The organism is Mesorhizobium sp. RCAM 05104, assembly GCF_059683645.1.
The window spans coordinates 4652501-4670637 of sequence record NZ_CM185033.1; the positions used below are offsets into that span (position 1 = coordinate 4652501).

Sequence of the window (18137 nt, forward strand, 5' to 3'; positions counted from 1 at the left end):
ATGCAAATCATCGTCCTCGAGTAAGGCGGGACACGTGAAATCCTGTCTGAAATTGGGGGGACCACCCTCCAAGCCTAAGTACTCGTGCATGACCGATAGCGAACTAGTACCGTGAGGGAAAGGTGAAAAGCACCCCGACAAGGGGAGTGAAAGAGTACCTGAAACCGGTTGCCTACAAACAGTGGAAGCCCAAGGTTCGTCCTGGGTGACCACGTACCTTTTGTATAATGGGTCAGCGACTTAGTGTGACGAGCAAGCTTAAACCGCTAGGTGTAGGCGCAGCGAAAGCGAGTCTGAATAGGGCGTTCAGTTCGTCGCATTAGACCCGAAACCGAGTGATCTAGCCATGAGCAGGTTGAAGGTAAGGTAACACTTACTGGAGGACCGAACCCATAACTGTTGCAATAGTTCGGGATGACTTGTGGCTAGGGGTGAAAGGCCAATCAAACTCGGAAATAGCTGGTTCTCCGCGAAATCTATTTAGGTAGAGCGTCGACCGAATACCCCAGGGGGTAGAGCACTGGATGGGCTAGGGGTCCTCACCGGATTACCAAACCTAACCAAACTCCGAATACCTGGGAGTACTAGTCGGCAGACACACGGCGGGTGCTAACGTCCGTCGTGAAAAGGGAAACAACCCTGACCTACAGCTAAGGTCCCCAAGTTATGGCTAAGTGGGAAAGGATGTGAGGATCCCAAAACAACCAGGATGTTGGCTTAGAAGCAGCCATCATTTAAAGAAAGCGTAACAGCTCACTGGTCTAAATAAGGGTCTTTGCGCCGAAAATGTAACGGGGCTAAAGCCATACACCGAAGCTTAGGGTTTGGTCCGCAAGGGCCAAGCGGTAGCGGAGCGTTCTGTAAGCTGATGAAGCCATACCCGTGAGGGGTGGTGGAGGTATCAGAAGTGCGAATGCTGACATGAGTAACGTAAGGGGAGTGAGAGACTCCCCCGCCGAAAGACCAAGGGTTCCTGCTTAAAGCTAATCTGAGCAGGGTTAGCCGGCCCCTAAGACGAGGCGGAAACGCGTAGTCGATGGGAACCACGTTAATATTCGTGGGCTTGGAGGTAGTGACGGATCATTGAGGTAGTCCAATCTTATCGGATTGAACGGGCTGCTGCGTGGTTCCAGGAAATAGCTCCTCCTTATAAACCGTACCCGAAACCGACACTGGTGGTCTGGTAGAGTATACCAAGGCGCTTGAGAGAACTATGCTGAAGGAACTCGGCAAATTGCACGCGTAACTTCGGAAGAAGCGTGACCCTTTTCTACGCAAGTAGAGGAGGGTGGCACAGACCAGGGGGTAGCGACTGTTTATCAAAAACACAGGGCTCTGCGAAGTCGCAAGACGACGTATAGGGTCTGACGCCTGCCCGGTGCTGGAAGGTTAAGAGGAGGGGTGCAAGCTCTGAATCGAAGCCCCAGTAAACGGCGGCCGTAACTATAACGGTCCTAAGGTAGCGAAATTCCTTGTCGGGTAAGTTCCGACCTGCACGAATGGCGTAACGACTTCCCCGCTGTCTCCAGCATAGACTCAGTGAAATTGAATTCCCCGTGAAGATGCGGGGTTCCTGCGGTTAGACGGAAAGACCCCGTGCACCTTTACTATAGCTTTACATTGGCATTCGTAGTGGCATGTGTAGGATAGGTGGTAGGCTTTGAAACCTGGGCGCCAGCTCAGGTGGAGCCACCCTTGAAATACCACCCTTATTACTATGGATGTCTAACCGCGGCCCGTTATCCGGGTCCGGGACAATGTATGGTGGGTAGTTTGACTGGGGCGGTCGCCTCCTAAAGAGTAACGGAGGCGCGCGATGGTGGGCTCAGAACGGTCGGAAATCGTTCGCTGAGTGCAATGGCATAAGCCTGCCTGACTGCGAGACTGACAAGTCGAGCAGAGACGAAAGTCGGTCATAGTGATCCGGTGGTCCCGCGTGGAAGGGCCATCGCTCAACGGATAAAAGGTACGCCGGGGATAACAGGCTGATGACCCCCAAGAGTCCATATCGACGGGGTTGTTTGGCACCTCGATGTCGACTCATCGCATCCTGGGGCTGGAGCAGGTCCCAAGGGTATGGCTGTTCGCCATTTAAAGCGGTACGTGAGTTGGGTTCAGAACGTCGTGAGACAGTTCGGTCCCTATCTGCCGTGGGTGTAGGAATATTGAAAGGATCTGTCCCTAGTACGAGAGGACCGGGATGGACGGATCTCTGGTGGACCTGTTGTGGCGCCAGCCGCATAGCAGGGTAGCTATATCCGGACGGGATAACCGCTGAAGGCATCTAAGCGGGAAACCCACCTTAAAACGAGTATTCCCTGAGAACCGTGGAAGACGACCACGTTGATAGGCCGGGTGTGGAAGAGCGGCAACGCTTGAAGCTTACCGGTACTAATAGTTCGATCGGCTTGATCGTTCTCATTCCTTATGCCCATCTGACAAAGTCAGATGGATGGCACAACAAGACCAGCGAACAGCTCCGAGAGAGCACCCGGATAGGATCTCCCTATTGGCTACTCCCTCATCGCTCTTCGCTCAAAAAGCTTCTCGAATAACGTGCGTTTTGCCGACCTGGTGGTTATGGCGGAGCGGCTGCACCCGATCCCATTCCGAACTCGGCCGTGAAACGCTCCAGCGCTGATGGTACTTCGTCTCAAGACGCGGGAGAGTAGGTCGCTGCCAGGTCTGCCAAACGCACGTTAAACTCACATCCAGGATCAAAATGACCCCGGATGAAGAGAAATCTTCTCTCTACGAACAGGCCCGCCAACGGGATCCCGGGCCGCGTAAGCGGCCCTTTCATTTGGCGACATGCTTTCCAGGCAGCGATCGCTGCAAAGGTTGACGCGGGGTGGAGCAGCCCGGTAGCTCGTCAGGCTCATAACCTGAAGGTCACAGGTTCAAATCCTGTCCCCGCAACCAACCTTTCCCTCATAAAATCCAACGAGCTTCGTTGCCTGGCGCATCGGCGCAGCCGATGCTGGACAAGGTAGCTCCTCGTCCCGCGGACCATAACCTGAAGGTCACAGGTTCAAATCCTGTCCCAGCTACCAAATACAACAACAGCCCGGCCCAGCCCGGGCTGTTCTTGTATCTGGCCCACGCTGGCCATCGAACCGGTGGCCATCGATTTGCTCCGGCTCAGGAGCCCGCAAGGAGCCGTCAGACGACGCCGCGGGACAAAAACAAAAACAAATCCTGTCCCCGCTACCAGGCAGCCAAGGCCGACAGGCTTTTTGCCTTGCGACCGGCCAAGGGCTCTAGGAGCCTTGATCCTGCAAGCGGTTCCAGGCGTGCATCCGGTTGGCAACCTGCACCGCGATCGGATGGAACGGGACCGGTTTCATGTTGGTGACCGGCAGCGGCATCTGCCCGTCCGTACGCCGGCCTGCCGCCCAGCGGCCGATGTCCTGGCCAAGCGACATCGAAAGTGCCACGCCACGGCCGGAATAGACGCCACCAAACACAAGACCGGGCGCCAGGCGATAAAGGCGCGGCCTGCGGTCAGGCACCACCGCGAAAGTCCCGTGCCAATACTCCACCATCTCGGGCGCGCCGCCCAACGCCGGAAATGCCTTGCCCAGCATGCGCGAGACCTTGGTCCGGCCGCGATCGGCTTCGTCAAACCAGAAAGTATGCGTACCGCCGCTGACCAGCCGATTGTCGCGGTCATAGTGGAAATAGCGGATGTCGTTGCGCATGTCGGAGACGGCCGGATTGCCGACAAGGATTTTGGCGCGCACCTCCTCCGGCAGCGGGTTAGTCGCCGCCTGGAACACCTTGAGCGGCACCAGCGTCTTCTTGAGCCCTGGCCATATGTCGCCGGTCAGCGCGTTGGTCGCCAGCACGACCTCGGGCGCGGTGACGCTTCCCGACGCGGTGAAGACGCGCCAGCCACCTTCCACCTTCTCGATGCGCGTTGCACGGGAGTTCTCGCAAATAGTCACGCCTTCGCGCTCCAGCGCGTCCGCAAGCCCGATGGTCATGGCAAAGGGATTGATATGGCCTGAATTGTGAACCATCCAGCCGCCGAGATACGGACTGCCGATGCGTGCGGTGGCTTCGGCGCGGTCAAGGCTGGAGACATTCGCGCCGAAGGCCTTCCATTCCTCGTAGAACTGGCGCGTGCGGGCAAGCGTCGCCTCGGTGTGCGCGGGCTGGATCCAGCCTTCCTGCACCTGGTGCGCATCGATGTTGAAACGCTGCATCAGGCCGAAGGCCACACCCGCCGCATCCGCCACCATGCGGTTGTAGCGGGTGCCAACGGTCTTTCCGTATGCCGCCTCGAACTCTGAAGGTGATGCCTTGGAATGGTGGGAGATGACGAGGCCGTTGTTGCGGCCGGACGCCGCCGAACCGATCTCGTTGCCTTCGAGGAGGATCACGTCGACGCCGCTGTCGCGCGCGCCGAGTGCCGCGGCCATGCCGGTGAAGCCGCCGCCGACGATCAGTACATCAGTCTTCAGGTCACCCTGGAGTGCCGGTGCCGTCTGACGAAGATTTGCGGTCTTGCGCCAGAGATGCGGCGTCTTCCAGTCGACGTCAAACATGAAGAACGTCCGTGTTTGCCCCGCCGAGATAGTGCTCGCTCAACGCGGAATGCTCGGCCATTTCCTGTGCAGGGGCGTGAAGCTTCACCTTGCCGGTGTTCAGCAGATAGGCGTAGTCGCCGCATTCAAGCGCGAGCTGAACGTTCTGCTCGACAAGCAGGATGGAAATGCCGTTGCGCGACAGGTCGAGGATGATGCGGAAGATCTGGTGAACGATCTTCGGGGCAAGGCCGAGCGACGGTTCATCGAGCATCAGAAGTTTCGGCTCGGCCATCAGCGCCCGACCAATCGCAAGCATCTGCTGCTGGCCGCCGGACATGCGGCTTGCCATGCCATTGCGTCGCTCCTTCAGCACCGGAAAGAGATCGAAGGCCTCGGCGCGCAGCGCTTCAAAGCTCTTGCCGCCGCGGCCGATATGGGCGGCGACCAGGTTTTCTTCCACCGTCAGCCGCTGAAAGATCTGGCGGCCTTCCGGGCAATGGGTGATGCCGAGGCGCACGACCTGCTCCGGCCGCATGCCGGCGATGTCGCGCCCTTCGAAGGTGATGCTGCCGGCGGTCGGACGGGCAACGCCGGAGATGGAGTTGAGCAGCGTCGTCTTGCCGGCGCCATTCGGGCCGAGAACAACGACGATCTCGTGCGGATCGACGTCGATGTTTATGTCTTCAAGAACGCCGACGCGTCCGTATCCCGAGCTGAGCCCGGCGATCCTGAGCAGCGGCTCGGATGTCGTCGATGTCATTGGCGGTTCCCAGATAGGCGAGTTGGACGTCGGTGCTGGCCTGCACCTCGGCGGGTGTGCCCTGAAAAAGCAGCTTTCCGTGATGCATGACGATGATGTTGTCGCAGAGCGCCATGACCAGATCCATGTCGTGCTCCACGATGATCGTGATCCGGTCGGGCGAGCGTTGGGCGGCGAGCCTGGCGGTCAATTCCGCCGTCTCGTGATGGTTCAGCCCGGCGGCGGGCTCGTCAAGCAGCAGCACGCGCGGATTGCAAACCAGCGCGCGGGCGATTTCCAGCATGCGCTGCCGTCCATAGGGCAGGCTGCCTGCTTCCGCGTCGGCATGGCCTTGCAGGTCGAAGAAACGCAAGATCTCCATGCATTTCTCGCGCCGATGGTCGCGCCGGGACGAGGCATAGGGCGGCCACAGCACTTCTTTCCAGGTGCCGCCGACATCGGTCGGGTAAAAGCAGACCTCGAGGTTTTCGAGCGCCGTCATCTGGTCGAAGAGACGGATGTTCTGGTACGTGCGGGCGACTCCCGAATTGGCGATCTGATATTTCTTGAGCCTGTCGAGGCGTTTTCCGTCGAGCACGATCGATCCGGAGGAGACGGTGTAGGAGCCGGCGGTCATGTTGATGAGCGTCGACTTGCCGGCGCCGTTGGGTCCGATCACACCATGGATCAGCCCGGGGGCGAAAGAGGCCGTCACGTCATCGATGGCGATGACCTGGCCGTATTCCTTGCGCAGTCTGTCAAAGACCAGGGTCATTTGCCGATCAGCCTCCGGATGAGCTTGTCTGGCCCGAAGCTGCGCGGAACGATGCCGGCAGGGCGCACGATGATCAGGAAGATCATCAACAGCCCGAGGAACAGGATCCGCCATTCGGCGAATTCGCGCAGCACTTCCGGCAGCAGGATCAGGATCGCCGCACCGGCGACGATGCCGAGAATGTTGCCGATGCCGCCGACCACGATCATCAGCACGATCAACACGGATTCCTGAAGCGTGAAACTTTCCGGGCTGACGAAGCGCTGGGAGGCACCGAAGATTGCTCCCGCGATCGAACCGATGGTCGCGGAGGTGGCGAAGGCGGCAAGCTTGGCGTTGGTCGTATTGATGCCGATACCGCGCGCGGCGTCCTGGTCTTCTCGGATCGCTGCCCAGGCCTTGCCGAGGATGGAGCGCTCCAGCCGCCAGGCCACAAGTCCGGCCAGCAGCACGACAACAAGCAAGAGCCAGAAGAAGTCGACGGGCCGCGCGATCTGGATGCCGAGGATCGAAGCCTTGTCGAGGCGGGCTATGCCCTTCGGCCCGCCGGTGAGCCAGTCGAGATTGTTGATGATGATGCGGACGATCTCGCCAAAACCGAGCGTGACGATGGCAAGATAGTCGCCGCGCAGCCTCAACACCGGAATGCCAAGCAAAATGCCCGTGATCGCGCCAAGGCAGGCGGCGACGAGCAGAATGAGCAGGAAGGGCAAATGCAGGTCGAGCTGGGGGCTGGCGAGCAGTGCGTAGCTGTATGCACCGACCGCATAGAAGGCGACGAAGCCGAGATCGAGCAAGCCGGTATAGCCGATGACGATGTTCAGGCCGATGCCGAGCAGGATGTAGATCAGCAGGCTGTCGATGACGCGGATGTAGTAGTTGGGCAGGAAGGGCGTCACCGCGATCAGCGCGATGGCGATGGCAAAGACAAGGAACGCGACGGCCCGGCTTGAACGCGGCCTGACAGAAGCGAGGGTCTCGGCGACGGACATCAGAATTCCCTCTTGTACACGATGCTTTCCTCGGACACGGCCTCGCCCAATATGCCGGCGGGACGAACGAGAAGCACGAGTATGAGGATGGCGAAGGTGAGCACGTCGCGATATTCGGTGCCCAGCACGCCATGGGTGACGATGGGCAGCAAGGCGGTTCCACCAACTTCGACGAAAGCGAGGATGAAGGCGCCAAGCATGGCGCCGGGAATGGAGCCGATGCCGCCGAGGATCGCCGCGGTAAAGGCCTTCAGGCCAATGACGGCACCCATGGACGGCGACATGATGCCGTAATAGCTGGCATAGAGGATGCCGCCCGCCGCGCCGAGCAGCGGGCCGACGAAGAACACCATGGAGATCGCGCCGTTGACGTTGATGCCGAGAAGCTGCGCGGTGGGGCGGCTTTCCGACACGGCGCGCACGATGATGCCGATACGGCTGCGGTTGACGAGGAAATAGAGGCCGAACATCAACACGAAGGCGGCAACCAGGATGCCGATCTGCATCGAGGTGATTGTGCCCCCCATCACCTCGTAACGGACGACGGGGAAGAAGCTCGGAAAGGCGACCGGCTGTGGCCCGGCAAGAATCTGTATTCCGGTGACCAGCGAGAGCGAAACGCCAAGCGACGACAGCATCGGCGCAAGCCGGGTCGAGTTTCTCAACGGCTTGTAGGCGACGCGTTCAATGCCGACGCCAATGAAGCCCACCAGGAAGATAGCCACGAGAAAGGCCACGGTAAGCGCGATCGCACCCGCCATGCCGACATCGCCAACGAGCATGCTGAGGACCAGAAAGGCGACATAGGCGCCGAGCATGAACATCTCGCCATGGGCGAAATTGATCATGCGCAACACGCCATAGACCATGGTGTAGCCGAGCGCGATCAACGCGTAGATCGAGCCGATGGTCAACGCGTTGACCGTCTGCTGAATGAGGTTTCCCAGCATGGGCTGGCGTCCTGTGCAATGAGTTCCGATCGACCAGTCGAACCGGCCATCGCATTCTTGTCAGTCGCGGCCGTCAAGAGGCAAGAGGAGCCGCCTTCAAAAGGCAGGCGGCTCCCGCGCCCGGCTGCTATTTTGAGCCGACAAGCTGGAAGGCCGAGCCCTCCACCTTGTAAAGGTAGGATGGGGCGACTTTGAGTTCGCCTGTGTCGTCGAATTCCAGGTCACCCACGGCGGTCTTGACCTTGACCGCGTGCAGCGCCGCGTTGATGTCCTCGCGCGTCAGGCCCTTGGTTGTCTTGAGCACCTGTTCGAGGATCTGCCCCTGCACATAGCCGTAGATCGAGTAGGGACCGGCGTCCTCGCCGTACTTGGCCTTGTAGAGCTTGGCGAAATCGGCGATCGCCGGTGAGGCATCCATCGGCGGCACCTGGATGGCGACGAGCGCGCCCTGGACGTTGGGCTCGCCAGCCTGCTTGATGAAGTCCGGTGTATAGCCACCGTCCGGCACGATCAGCGTGGCAGTGATGCCTTGCTCATGCATCTGCTTTGCAAAGAGCGCCAGCTGCGGCATGACGGCACCGAGATAGATCACGTCTGGTTTCTTCGGCTTGATCTGCGCCAGCACGGCGGCGAAGTCCACGTCGCTCGGCGCGACGGCAATCGTGTCGAGGACCTTGCCGCCACCATCCTGGAAGTTCTTGGCGAAGATCTCGGAGATTCCCTGCCCGAACACCTGCTTGTCGTTGACGATCAGGGCCGTCTTGGCGCCAAGCTTGCCAAGCGCGTATTCAGCCGGCAGCAGCGCGCCCGCCAGATCGTTAGCGACCGGACGCACCATGAACTTGTAGCCCTGCTTGGTCAGCGAAGGGTTGGAGCCGAAGGTCATCGTCGGCAGCGAGCAATCCTCGTAGATCGGCAGGGTGGACTGGGCGACGCCGGAATTGAAGTTGACAAGGCCAAGCACCACCTGGGCATTGTCACAGAACTTCTGCGCAACGAGCGTTCCCTCGCGCGGATCCGCCTTGTCGTCTTCCTGTTCATAGGCAATGGTCACGCCATTGACCCCGCCTTCGGCGTTCAGCTTGTCGATATAGAGCTTGAAGCCGTTATGCCATGTGGTGCCGAAATAGGCCTGCGGGCCAGAGAGTGGAGCGGAGAGACCAATCGTGGTCTGCTCAGCCATGGCCGGGCCTGCGAACAGCGATGCTCCGAGAAGGAGCGTGGCGGTAAATTTCCTCATGATGGTTCCCCTTGGCTACTGGTCACGACAGGAGCGGCCGTTCCGGTCTTCTCTCCCTTGGAACCCATCGAAGCAGACAAAGAGACCGTCGTCAAGAAAGTGTCGACACTATTGCGTTCAATTTTGTGCTCAGATATCGATTATGCGTCGCGAGCCCTTCGCCGGCGCTTCAGGTCGGCGCCGTTGTCGGGCGCGAAAACCTTGAGCAGGGCGTCCTTGAGCGCCTGCTGCGTCGCGGAGACGGTCATTTCGATATGTTCGCGCAACAGTTTCGCGCCGTTCTCGGCATCCCGCTTGACGGCGGCTTCGACGATCGCCGAGTGAGAGGTGATCTGCGCCTTGTCATGCGAGGGGTGCTCGATCTGGATGCGGCGGATGAAGCGGATGCGCGCATTGATGGAGGCGAGCTGGCCGACAAGTTCCGGATTTCCGGACAGTTCGGCGATGAGCAGATGAAAACCTTCGTCCTCGGCCAGGATGATGTCCGGGGGCTGGTCGCGATAGCCATCGACGATCGCCTCCCAATACTGCCGCAAACGGTCGATCTCGCTGTCTTCCGCGCGCTCGCACATCAGCTTGAAAGCCGCCGATTCAATGATGGAGCGCAGTTCGTAAAGGTCGAGCAGACCCTCGGTGCTGAGGCTCCTGACGAAAAAGCCGCGATTGGGTGTGAGCGAAACGAAGCCCTCGGAAGCGAGCCGGTTCAGCGCCTCGCGGATTGGCGTGCGCGACACGCCGAGGCTGCGCGAAAGCTGGACTTCGTTGATGCGTTCGCCAGGCTTCAGCTTGAACTCGACCAGAAGCTTGCGGATGGTGGTGTAAGCGCGCTCGCTGCTGTCGGCGCTGCGGCGCGTCTCGGCCTCATTCGCAAGGGACGGGTCGCTGTCGGCGCTGGTCTCGGCTCGTTCGGTCATGAAGATTCCAATCTGATTTGTCTGCAGGCTGTGTCGACACTTTATGGTGCCTCTTTCTTTCCCAACTTCACGGGAATGGCAAGCCGCAGGTTGCAACCGGGGAGACAACGATGATCATAGGCATTCTTGGCGTCGGGCATCTGGCGGCGTCCATGCTGGCTGGTTTCCTGCGTTCCGGGCTCGACCCTGAAACAATCCTGTTGTCTCCGCGCGGCAAGGCCGCCGCGCTTGCCGCCCAGCATGGCTTTCGGCTGGCGACCGACAATCGCGATCTCGTCGAGCGGGCCGATGTCGTGATTGTCGCCGTACGGCCGGCTCAAGCGCCGGAGACGGTCATGGGCCTGCCCTGGCGAGAGGGGCAACTTGTGGTTTCGGTGTGCGCCGGCGTGCCGCTGTCACGGCTTGAGGTCGCGCCCGCGCGCACTGTGCGCGCCATGCCATTCACCGCCTCCGAGATTGCCGCCAGTCCGACAGTCTATTTCCCCGACCTTGAGCGGGCGCGGGCAGTTCTCGACCGGCTCGGCCCCGCGATTGCTCTCGCCAGCGAAGCGGACTTCGAAGTGGCGACGGTCATCGCCGCCGTCTATGGTTGGGCGCAGGATCTGATCCGCAAGACGGCCGAATGGTCGAGTGCCGAAGGTCTCGATCCGGCAATCGCCCGCCGGCTGGCGGCCTTGACCTTCGTGGCGGCCGGGCAGTTGATCGCGGACAAGAGCGAACCGATGGACCAGATGCTCGAAGAGCTGGTGACACCGGGTGGCATCACCGAGCGGGGCCTGCAGGTTCTTTCGGCACGCGGCGTGCCAGCAGCCTGGGAGGAAGCTTGCGCGGCGGTGCTTGACAAATTGACCGGGCAAGGCTGATGCGCGGCGTCGCTGACGCCACGCGCGCTCACCGCTGCGGCGCGGGCGGATAGACCTGGCCGCCGGCTGCCTGTTCGCTCGGCGCGACGGTCAGTTCGGCGATGTCGACATGGTCCGGCATCCGCAGCGCGGCGACAAGCACCGCGGCAATGTCTGCCGGGCCGAGTGGCCGCTGTTGGGAGTACATGCGTTTGCGCAGGCCCTCGCGGTCGCCGTCGAAGGCCTTCAGGTAGAAGTCGGTTTCAACACGGCCAGGCGCGATCTCGGTCAGCCGCACGCCCGTGCCCGCGAGATCAAAGCGCAGAATACGGCCGGCCTGGGAAAGGCCGGCCTTGGCCGCACCATAGGCTGTCGTGCCGGGAAAGACGGCGCTGGCCGCCGTGCTGGTCAGGTTGAAGATGTGGCCATGCTTGCGTGCGATCATGCCAGGCAGCAACAAGCGTATGAGCTGCAACGGCGCGGTGAGGTTAAGCGCCACCACCTCGGCTGTTTCTTCCGCGCTCTGTTCATGAAGCGGACGCACGGTTGCCAGACCGCCGGCATTGTTGACCAGCACATCGATTTCCGTCGAACCGAGTGCAGAGGCGATCGCCTCGATGTCGCGTACATCGGCGACAAGCGGCTTGACGCTTAGTCCGAGCCGCGCCTGCAGCACCTGCAGTGCGTCGTGGTTGCGCGCCAGCGCATGGACGGTCAATCCTTCCGTGACCAGGCTCTCGACGATCGCCGCGCCGATGCCCTTCGAGGCACCGGTCACGAGGGCAGTACGGTAGTTCATTGCCGTTCTCCTGAACCGTGACGATTAGAGCGCGCCGCGTTCGGCCACCGTTTTCAGAATGCCGACCAGGCCAACCTCCCGCGCGGCCTTCAGGTCGTCCTGGCTGCGTCCGTCCACCGCCGCATTTGTCGAAGCCGTGATCGCGCGAATCGTGTTGTCGTCGAGCTTTGCGTCGAGCAGCGTGTCCCAGATCGCCTGATAGGTCGGGCCATATTTGCGCAGGAAGTCCTCAATGCCATCGGCGTTGAGGCTGTTGGAAATGAACGAGCCTTGCAGGGTCCATTTCGCACCCGGCCCATACATGAAGGCACGATCCACGTCCTCGACGGAGGCGACGCCGTCGCGCACCAGCGCGATTGCCTCGCGCCACATCGCACCCATCAGGCGCAGGGCGATATGGCCGGTCACTTCCCGGTTGAGCGTCACCGGCTTCTTGCCGATTGTTTCATAGATCGCGCGTGCCCGGGCGATGGCTTGTGGATCGGTCGCCTTGCCGCCGACGATCTCGACCAGCGGCATCAGATGCGCCGGGTTGAAGGGATGACCGAGCACGATGCGGCCGGGCCGGCGGCACTCGCCCTGCATGTCGGACACCAGCAGGGCCGAGGAGGAGGAAGCAATGACGACTTCGTCGCCGACATGGCCTTCGATCTCGGCCAGCAGCCGGCGCTTGAGCGGCAGATCTTCCGGGCCGTTCTCCTGCACGAAATCGACGCCTTGGAGCGTCTCGGCCAGCGTCGGGAAAAGATGGATCGCACCGGGCGCGGACGAGGGTCCCTTCAACGCATCGAGATCGGCCATGAGTGCAGGCAGCGCCTCGCTGAAAGCTACCTCGCGCCGCTCCGTCGGGTCGAACACGCGCACCTTGTGGCCGGCATGGGCAAAGCAAGCCGTCCAGCGCTGCCCGATCACGCCGAAACCGACAATGCCGATGGTCAGCTTTTCCACTACCCGGCCCTCCTTCCGTCAAGCGCGGCGCGGAAGGCCTCGTTGAGGTCGTTCCACGGGATGAGAAGATCGAGCCAGGCGCCGATCCGTCCGGCAACCAGGATCGCCTCATCGATCAGGGCATGGAAAGGATAGCCGTCGCCCATCGCCGCCTCGAGCCGGAAAAGCAGCGCGGGCGTTTCGTCCATGTGGCAGAAGTCGCGCAGGCGGGTCGCGGTCTTGTCGAGCGCCAGCGCGGCCGTCTGGCGTCGCACGGCCTCGTCCTTGCCGCGCGCCGCGCGTATCCACCACAGGAACTCGTGCAGCACCCGCGCTTCCGACTCCGCCATGAAGACAGGACCCGCAGGGTGCATGATGGCGCGGGACGCGGTGACCCGGCTGATGTCGGTGGGACATGCCGCCCACAGTGCCTTGCGCGCGGCGATGATGTCCTGCGGCAGTAGCGGTGGTGCCGATGGCTCCGGCACGCCGCCATCGGCTCGGCCGAGTGTGCCTTCCAGGATGCGGCGGCCCTGGTCGCGTTTCAGTGTCGCGGCAAGCTCGGCAATGCCTTCCACCGGCGCGTCGAGGTGGCCGAGAACGGTGATCTCGGCATTTTCCGCCTGGAGCGGCGCGAAGGTGATTTCGAGGAATTGCCGCACCGGCCAGTAGATGAAGGCGCCGGCGGCGGCGGCAAGCACATGCGTCGCCCCCTCCAGATCCTCGACAAAGGGGGCATGCCAATAGATATGGCTGCCGGCGATCTTAGGGGTATGGAGCTGCAGGCGCATGGGCAGGACCGAAAGCAGTGCATAGCGGGTGCGCTCGGCATCGCCGGTGAGGCGCAGCGGCCAGCTGCGTCCCTCGGCAGAGAAAATCAGGTCCATCTTACTTTCCGGGATTGAAGAAGGAGACAGGTTTGAGGATTTGGTTGCGCATGTCGAGAAGGTAGTCGGTCTCGATCACCTTGCGTCGATAGGCCTGCCATTCGGGATCGGCTTCCATGCGGTCGCGCCGCTCTTCCCGATCGGCAAGGCTATCATATTTCCACAGATGCACGGTGCGCGAGAGGTCGCCGATATGCGTCTGGAAGAAGCCGAAGGGTTCGCCCAGATAATGTCGCTGCATCGGCAGGCCGACCTCCTCGTAGAGCGTGAGGAAATGCGACAGCTTGTTCGGGCGGGCGGTGTAGGTGCGATGGTCGAAGATCATCCTGAGCACTCCTTCTGGCATCTTGCTCCGGCGCCCTCGGCGCCGGCGTAACGTGGTCTTGTCTGCCCCCGCGACCGATCCGCGGGATCAAGCGAACTGCCGGCTCAGCCGGCGCTCCGCACGGTCTCGGAGATCAGCCGGGCTGTGAGCGCCGGCGCCTCTATCTGCGGTACATGGCCAATGCCATCGAGAAGATGAACGGCGGCGAAACCCGGCGCGCGGGCCGCATGGGCGACCGGGATGATGCGATCGAGCCTGCCCCAGATCAGCCTTGTCGGGACGTCGAGTTCGGCGAGCGCGGTCGCCAGGTCGAAGCCCTGAGTGCCGTCCGGGAACAGGCTTTCGGCCATCGCCGTGAGTGCCTCTCGGTTGCCGGTCTTTTCCATTTGCCTGAGTGCAGCCTGCGCAAAGCCAGCTGGCAAGGCCGAGGGGGCGCCGACCATGACCGTCAGCCACCGCTCGAGGGCCTGCGCCGTGGTCGCGCGGGCAAGGCCGGCAAGGAAGCCTGCATTGATCTCGGGGCCAAGCCCGCCGGGTGCGAGAAGCGTGACCGAACGCACGGCGAGACGGCCGAGCCGGACGAGCGCGAGAGCCGCCGCACCGCCGAGGGAATGGCCGACGAGATGGGCATTGCCCACGCCCATGGCCTCCAGCCGGTCGGAGAGGTGGAAAGCGATCTCTTCGATGGTACTCGCCGTCCTGACGGCTTCGGTGCCGTGGCCGGGCAGGTCGAGACTGATTGTCTCGATCCCAGGTCCGAGCAACGGGACGACCTGCCGCCATACGGAACGGTCCGCCCCGAAGCCATGGATGAGGACCACGGGTACCGCCCGTCCGGCCGCCGGCGCCGCAACGGTCTGGACCGCGGCTGGAGTCCGCTGGACCATGCCGCCGTGTTCATTCGGGAGGGCGGCAAGCCTGGCATCGATGTCGCGCTTCTTGATGCGTCCGTGGGGACCGCTTCCCGAAATGGTGGCAAGGTCGAGCCCGGCTGCGGCGGCAAGCCGCCGGGCAAGCGGGCTGGCGATCGGGCGGCTGCCGGGCTGCCGGTCGGAGGTACGGTCTTCGTCAGCGGCAGGCTCGCGCGGCTTGGCGGCAGCGGCGGCAGCTATGGCCGGTGCGAGCGAGGCTGGCCCGCCAGCCATCGGCTTCTCGTCCGCGATCGTGCCGAGCACGGCGCCCACCGGCGCTTCCTGCCCCTCCGCGAAGAAGATTTCGGCCAGCCAGCCGTCGCGATCGGCTTCGATCTCGGTCGCCGCCTTGGCTGTCTCGACGGTGACGACGAGATCGCCGGCCTTGACCGGATCGCCTGGCTTCACCGCCCAGGCGATCACCAGCACGGCTTCCATGTATTCGCCGCCGGCGCTGTCGATCGTGATCGGATGGGTCATCGCCGCCTCCGTCACTTGAGCGTCTTCAGCGCGGCGGCGCGGATCTTTTCGGCATTCGGCAGCATCGCCGTTTCCAGCGGTTCGGAGTACGGGATCGGCATGTCCGGCAGCGTGACGCGCGCGACCGGCGCGTCGAGCTCGTCGAAAGCGTGGTCCATGATCGTTGCCGAAAGCTCGGCGGCATAGCCGCAGAAGCGCCAGCCTTCGTTGACCACCACGGCATGGTGCGTTTTCGAGATCGAGGCGACAATGGCGTTGACGTCGAGCGGGCGCAGCGACCGGAGGTCGACGATCTCGGCCGAAACGCCGTCAGCTGCGAGAAGGTCGGCGGCCTTCAGCGCCTCCACCACCATCTTGGAAGTGGCGAAGATCGAGATATCGCTGCCCTCGCGCATGGTCGCGGCCTTGCCGAGCGGCACCGTCACATCGCCGTCAGGCACCTCGCCACGGGTGTTGTAGAGCAGTTTGTGTTCGAGGAAGACCACCGGCTGGTCGTCGCGGATCGCGGCCTTCAGCATGCCCTTGGCGTCGGCGGGCGTAGAAGGGGCAACCACCTTGATGCCGGGTATGTGGGCGAGCATGGAATCGAGCGCCTTGGAGTGCTGTGCCCCGGCCCCGGCTCCGCCGCCGCCCTGCGTGCGCAGCACGAAAGGCATCTTCACCTGGCCGTTCCAGATGTAGTTGTAGATCGAGGCCTGGTTGACCAGCGCGTCGAGTGTCAGCGGAATGAAATCCGCATACATGATTTCCAGCACCGGCCGCGTGCCGGTCATGGCGGCGGTCACGGCCATCGCGGTCATCGCCTGTTCGGAGATCGGCGTGTCGCGCACCCGTGTTTCCCCGAATTCCTCCATCAGCCCTTTCGTCACCTTGAAGACGCCGCCATAGCGGCCAATGTCTTCACCGAAGAGGAAGACGGAGGGGTCGGCCTGCATCTCTTCGCGCAGCGCCGCGTTGAGCGCTTCGGCGTACCGCATCATGGCCATGTCAGTGCGCCTCGCTATAGGGGTTGCACGCCTCGTCGACGGAAAATTCCGGCATGGGATCGGACAGCGCGGTCTCGAAAGCCTCGGCCACCTCGGCCTTGGCCGCCGCCTCGATCGCGGCGAGCTGGGTTTCGCCGACCTTGCCCAAAAGCACCTTGCGCGAGACGAGCAAAGGGTCGCGCGCTTTCCAGGCGGCGATGTCCTCGGGCTTCTGGTAGCCGCCCATGTCGGACGTGGAAAACCCCTCGATGCGGTAGGTCTTGCATTCAACCATGCCGGGACCCTCGCCGCGCCGGGCACGCTCGACCATGGCCGACACGGCGCGGTAGACGGCGACCGCATCATTGCCGTCGACGATCTCGGCGGGCATCGCGTAGCCGGCGGCGCGGATCGACAGATCCTCGACCGGCGACTGGACGTCGGATGGTACGGTCAAGCCGAACTGGTTGTGCTCGAGCACGAAGACGACGGGCAGCTTCCACAGCCCCGCCATGTTCATCGCCTCGTGGCAGATGCCGGTCTGGGCTGCGCCATCGCCGAAGATGCACATGGCGACGTTGCCGTTGCCAAGGATCTGCATGGACAGCGCCATGCCGGTTGCCGCCGGGATGCCGGCGCCAACGATGGCGTTGCCGCCGATCACGCCCTTTTCGGCATCGGCTATCAGCATGTGGCCGGCGCGCCCGCCGCAGGCGCCGGTGGCCCGCCCAAGGATTTCGGCAACCACGGGACGCATGGCCATGCCCTTGCCGATGTAGACGGCATGGCCGCGATGGGTGGTGGCGACCTTGTCGCCCGTCTCCAGCGCCGCCGTGGCCGCGACCCCGACAGCTTCCTGGCCGTCGCAACGATGGATCGGACCGCGCGTGCGCCCTTCCTTGTGGAGCGCGCCAAGGCTCTCTTCCAGATGCCGCACCAGCAGCATCCGGCGATAGATTTCCAGATGTTGTTCGACGGAAGGAGTGTTTTTCACGGCTGTCCCCGATCTCATGCCGAAATTAAATACAAAAGTGTCGACACTTTGCAAGGGCTTCTGCAAGATGGGGGCGAAACAACTCGGGAAAACAGGATCGACAATGCGTTTGAAGGACAAGGCAGCAATCGTGACAGGCGCGGGAGCCGGGATCGGCGCGGCCGTGGCGGAACTGTTCGCGAAGGAGGGCGCGCGCGTTCTGGTCACTGACCTGGATGGCGCCAGGGCGCACGATGTCGCGCGGAGAACGGGCCAACTGGCGATGCAGGTCGATGTCTCGGACGAGGGCTCCGTCGCCGCCATGGTGCGGCGCGCGCAGGAGGCATTCGGGCGGATAGGTGTGCTCGTCAACAATGCCGGTTACGGCATACGCGGCTCTGTCGTCACCACCGCGGCGCAAGACTGGGACGCTCTGATGGCCGTCAACCTCAAGGGTGTCTTCCTTTGCTCCAAATATGCTGTTCCGATCATGGCCGCGGGCGGCGGCGGAGCGATCGTGAACACCGCCTCCAACGTTGCCCATGTCGGGATTGCCGACCGGGCGGCCTATGTTGCATCGAAGGGTGGCGTCGCGGCGTTGACACGCGCCATGGCGCTCGACCACGCGGCGGAGAAAATTCGCGTCAATGCGGTGGCGCCGGGCACCACCTGGTCGAGCTATTTCGACAAGATTCTCGAAACCCATTCCGACCCCCAGGGCTTCGTCACGGCGTTGAATGCACGCGCGCCGATGAACCGTGTCGCCCAGCCGCTCGAAATCGCACAGGCGATCCTGTGGCTTGCCAGCGACGAATCCTCCTTTGCGACCGGTTCGATCCTGACGGTCGACGGCGGCATGACGGCCTGGTGAAGTGAGCGCCCGCCT

The 18137-nt window shown here is 62.4% G+C and carries 16 protein-coding genes, 1 tRNA gene and 2 rRNA genes (1 of these 19 cut by a window edge); 5 read left to right on the plus strand and 14 right to left on the minus strand.

The window, feature by feature from the left end; translation table 11 throughout:
• The 3 genes from AC56QP_RS22820 to AC56QP_RS22830 form a co-directional block, all read left to right on the plus strand.
• Positions 1 to 2416, plus strand: a 23S ribosomal RNA gene (locus AC56QP_RS22820); it begins 394 nt to the left of the window's first position.
• 154 nt (positions 2417 to 2570) lie between these two features.
• Positions 2571 to 2685: ribosomal RNA gene (gene rrf, locus AC56QP_RS22825) — 5S ribosomal RNA — on the plus strand.
• A gap of 160 nt (positions 2686 to 2845) precedes the next feature.
• Positions 2846 to 2922 (plus strand) — tRNA-Met (locus AC56QP_RS22830).
• A 338-nt stretch (positions 2923 to 3260) separates the two neighbouring features.
• On the opposite strand, the gene AC56QP_RS22835 is transcribed toward AC56QP_RS22830, so the two are convergent.
• The 7 genes from AC56QP_RS22835 to AC56QP_RS22865 form a co-directional block, all read right to left on the minus strand.
• A complete protein-coding gene (locus AC56QP_RS22835) occupies positions 3261 to 4550 on the minus strand; it encodes an NAD(P)/FAD-dependent oxidoreductase (RefSeq protein WP_489863388.1) in 1290 nt (429 codons plus the stop codon).
• Complete coding sequence (locus tag AC56QP_RS22840) at positions 4543 to 5292, minus strand: ABC transporter ATP-binding protein (RefSeq protein ID WP_489863387.1); 750 nt, start codon at positions 5290 to 5292, stop codon at positions 4543 to 4545. Before AC56QP_RS22840 ends, AC56QP_RS22835 begins: the two co-directional genes overlap by 8 nt.
• Positions 5216 to 6046 carry an ABC transporter ATP-binding protein gene (locus tag AC56QP_RS22845; protein ID WP_489863386.1) on the minus strand — a complete coding sequence of 277 codons (831 nt, stop codon included), beginning with the start codon at positions 6044 to 6046 and terminating at the stop codon, positions 5216 to 5218. The genes AC56QP_RS22840 and AC56QP_RS22845 overlap by 77 nt, the downstream gene beginning before the upstream one ends.
• The gene (locus AC56QP_RS22850) at positions 6043 to 7038 is read right to left on the minus strand and encodes a branched-chain amino acid ABC transporter permease (RefSeq protein WP_489863537.1); all 996 of its coding nucleotides are present in this window, start codon (positions 7036 to 7038) and stop codon (positions 6043 to 6045) included. The genes AC56QP_RS22845 and AC56QP_RS22850 overlap by 4 nt, the downstream gene beginning before the upstream one ends.
• Entirely contained in the window at positions 7038 to 7988 is a 951-nt protein-coding gene (locus AC56QP_RS22855; protein ID WP_244529853.1) for a branched-chain amino acid ABC transporter permease, read from the minus strand. The genes AC56QP_RS22850 and AC56QP_RS22855 overlap by 1 nt, the downstream gene beginning before the upstream one ends.
• A 127-nt stretch (positions 7989 to 8115) precedes the next feature.
• Positions 8116 to 9228 (minus strand): branched-chain amino acid ABC transporter substrate-binding protein, encoded by a 1113-nt coding sequence (locus AC56QP_RS22860; protein WP_489863385.1) that lies wholly within the window; start codon positions 9226 to 9228, stop codon positions 8116 to 8118.
• Positions 9229 to 9368: 140 nt separating this feature from the next.
• Positions 9369 to 10142, minus strand: coding sequence for a GntR family transcriptional regulator (locus tag AC56QP_RS22865; RefSeq protein ID WP_091583545.1), 774 nt, complete (start codon positions 10140 to 10142; stop codon positions 9369 to 9371).
• Between the two features lie 110 nt (positions 10143 to 10252).
• Between AC56QP_RS22865 and AC56QP_RS22870 the strand changes: the two genes are divergently transcribed.
• The gene (locus AC56QP_RS22870; RefSeq protein WP_489863384.1) at positions 10253 to 11005 is read left to right on the plus strand and encodes a pyrroline-5-carboxylate reductase family protein; all 753 of its coding nucleotides are present in this window, start codon (positions 10253 to 10255) and stop codon (positions 11003 to 11005) included.
• A gap of 28 nt (positions 11006 to 11033) precedes the next feature.
• On the opposite strand, the gene AC56QP_RS22875 is transcribed toward AC56QP_RS22870, so the two are convergent.
• From AC56QP_RS22875 to AC56QP_RS22905, 7 genes are all read right to left on the minus strand, one after another.
• Positions 11034 to 11783 carry an SDR family oxidoreductase gene (locus AC56QP_RS22875; protein ID WP_489863383.1) on the minus strand — a complete coding sequence of 250 codons (750 nt, stop codon included), beginning with the start codon at positions 11781 to 11783 and terminating at the stop codon, positions 11034 to 11036.
• Positions 11784 to 11807: 24 nt separating this feature from the next.
• Positions 11808 to 12731 carry a 3-hydroxyacyl-CoA dehydrogenase NAD-binding domain-containing protein gene (locus tag AC56QP_RS22880; protein WP_489863382.1) on the minus strand — a complete coding sequence of 308 codons (924 nt, stop codon included), beginning with the start codon at positions 12729 to 12731 and terminating at the stop codon, positions 11808 to 11810.
• Positions 12731 to 13597: a hypothetical protein gene (locus AC56QP_RS22885; RefSeq protein WP_489863381.1), complete on the minus strand. Its 867-nt coding sequence runs from the start codon at positions 13595 to 13597 to the stop codon at positions 12731 to 12733. The genes AC56QP_RS22880 and AC56QP_RS22885 overlap by 1 nt, the downstream gene beginning before the upstream one ends.
• Position 13598: 1 nt before the next feature.
• Positions 13599 to 13922, minus strand: coding sequence for an NIPSNAP family protein (locus AC56QP_RS22890; RefSeq protein ID WP_256751702.1), 324 nt, complete (start codon positions 13920 to 13922; stop codon positions 13599 to 13601).
• Between the two features lie 104 nt (positions 13923 to 14026).
• Positions 14027 to 15313, minus strand: coding sequence for an acetoin dehydrogenase dihydrolipoyllysine-residue acetyltransferase subunit (locus AC56QP_RS22895; RefSeq protein ID WP_497101016.1), 1287 nt, complete (start codon positions 15311 to 15313; stop codon positions 14027 to 14029).
• An 11-nt stretch (positions 15314 to 15324) separates the two neighbouring features.
• On the minus strand, positions 15325 to 16299 hold the full coding sequence (locus AC56QP_RS22900) for an alpha-ketoacid dehydrogenase subunit beta (RefSeq protein WP_489863379.1): 975 nt from the start codon (positions 16297 to 16299) through the stop codon (positions 15325 to 15327).
• A gap of 1 nt (position 16300) precedes the next feature.
• Positions 16301 to 17272: a thiamine pyrophosphate-dependent dehydrogenase E1 component subunit alpha gene (locus AC56QP_RS22905; RefSeq protein WP_489863378.1), complete on the minus strand. Its 972-nt coding sequence runs from the start codon at positions 17270 to 17272 to the stop codon at positions 16301 to 16303.
• 103 nt (positions 17273 to 17375) lie between these two features.
• Between AC56QP_RS22905 and AC56QP_RS22910 the strand changes: the two genes are divergently transcribed.
• A complete protein-coding gene (locus AC56QP_RS22910; RefSeq protein WP_489863377.1) occupies positions 17376 to 18122 on the plus strand; it encodes an SDR family oxidoreductase in 747 nt (248 codons plus the stop codon).
• Positions 18123 to 18137 lie beyond the last annotated feature (15 nt).

Coding starts and splice junctions, on each gene's coding strand:
- AC56QP_RS22835 (WP_489863388.1), bottom strand. CDS start 4,550: ATGTTTGACGTCGACTGGAAGACGCCGCATCTCTGGCGCAAGACCGCA.
- AC56QP_RS22840 (WP_489863387.1), bottom strand. CDS start 5,292: ATGACATCGACGACATCCGAGCCGCTGCTCAGGATCGCCGGGCTCAGC.
- AC56QP_RS22845 (WP_489863386.1), bottom strand. CDS start 6,046: ATGACCCTGGTCTTTGACAGACTGCGCAAGGAATACGGCCAGGTCATC.
- AC56QP_RS22850 (WP_489863537.1), bottom strand. CDS start 7,038: ATGTCCGTCGCCGAGACCCTCGCTTCTGTCAGGCCGCGTTCAAGCCGG.
- AC56QP_RS22855 (WP_244529853.1), bottom strand. CDS start 7,988: ATGCTGGGAAACCTCATTCAGCAGACGGTCAACGCGTTGACCATCGGC.
- AC56QP_RS22860 (WP_489863385.1), bottom strand. CDS start 9,228: ATGAGGAAATTTACCGCCACGCTCCTTCTCGGAGCATCGCTGTTCGCA.
- AC56QP_RS22865 (WP_091583545.1), bottom strand. CDS start 10,142: ATGACCGAACGAGCCGAGACCAGCGCCGACAGCGACCCGTCCCTTGCG.
- AC56QP_RS22870 (WP_489863384.1), top strand. CDS start 10,253: ATGATCATAGGCATTCTTGGCGTCGGGCATCTGGCGGCGTCCATGCTG.
- AC56QP_RS22875 (WP_489863383.1), bottom strand. CDS start 11,783: ATGAACTACCGTACTGCCCTCGTGACCGGTGCCTCGAAGGGCATCGGC.
- AC56QP_RS22885 (WP_489863381.1), bottom strand. CDS start 13,597: ATGGACCTGATTTTCTCTGCCGAGGGACGCAGCTGGCCGCTGCGCCTC.
- AC56QP_RS22890 (WP_256751702.1), bottom strand. CDS start 13,922: ATGATCTTCGACCATCGCACCTACACCGCCCGCCCGAACAAGCTGTCG.
- AC56QP_RS22895 (WP_497101016.1), bottom strand. CDS start 15,313: ATGACCCATCCGATCACGATCGACAGCGCCGGCGGCGAATACATGGAA.
- AC56QP_RS22900 (WP_489863379.1), bottom strand. CDS start 16,299: ATGGCCATGATGCGGTACGCCGAAGCGCTCAACGCGGCGCTGCGCGAA.
- AC56QP_RS22910 (WP_489863377.1), top strand. CDS start 17,376: ATGCGTTTGAAGGACAAGGCAGCAATCGTGACAGGCGCGGGAGCCGGG.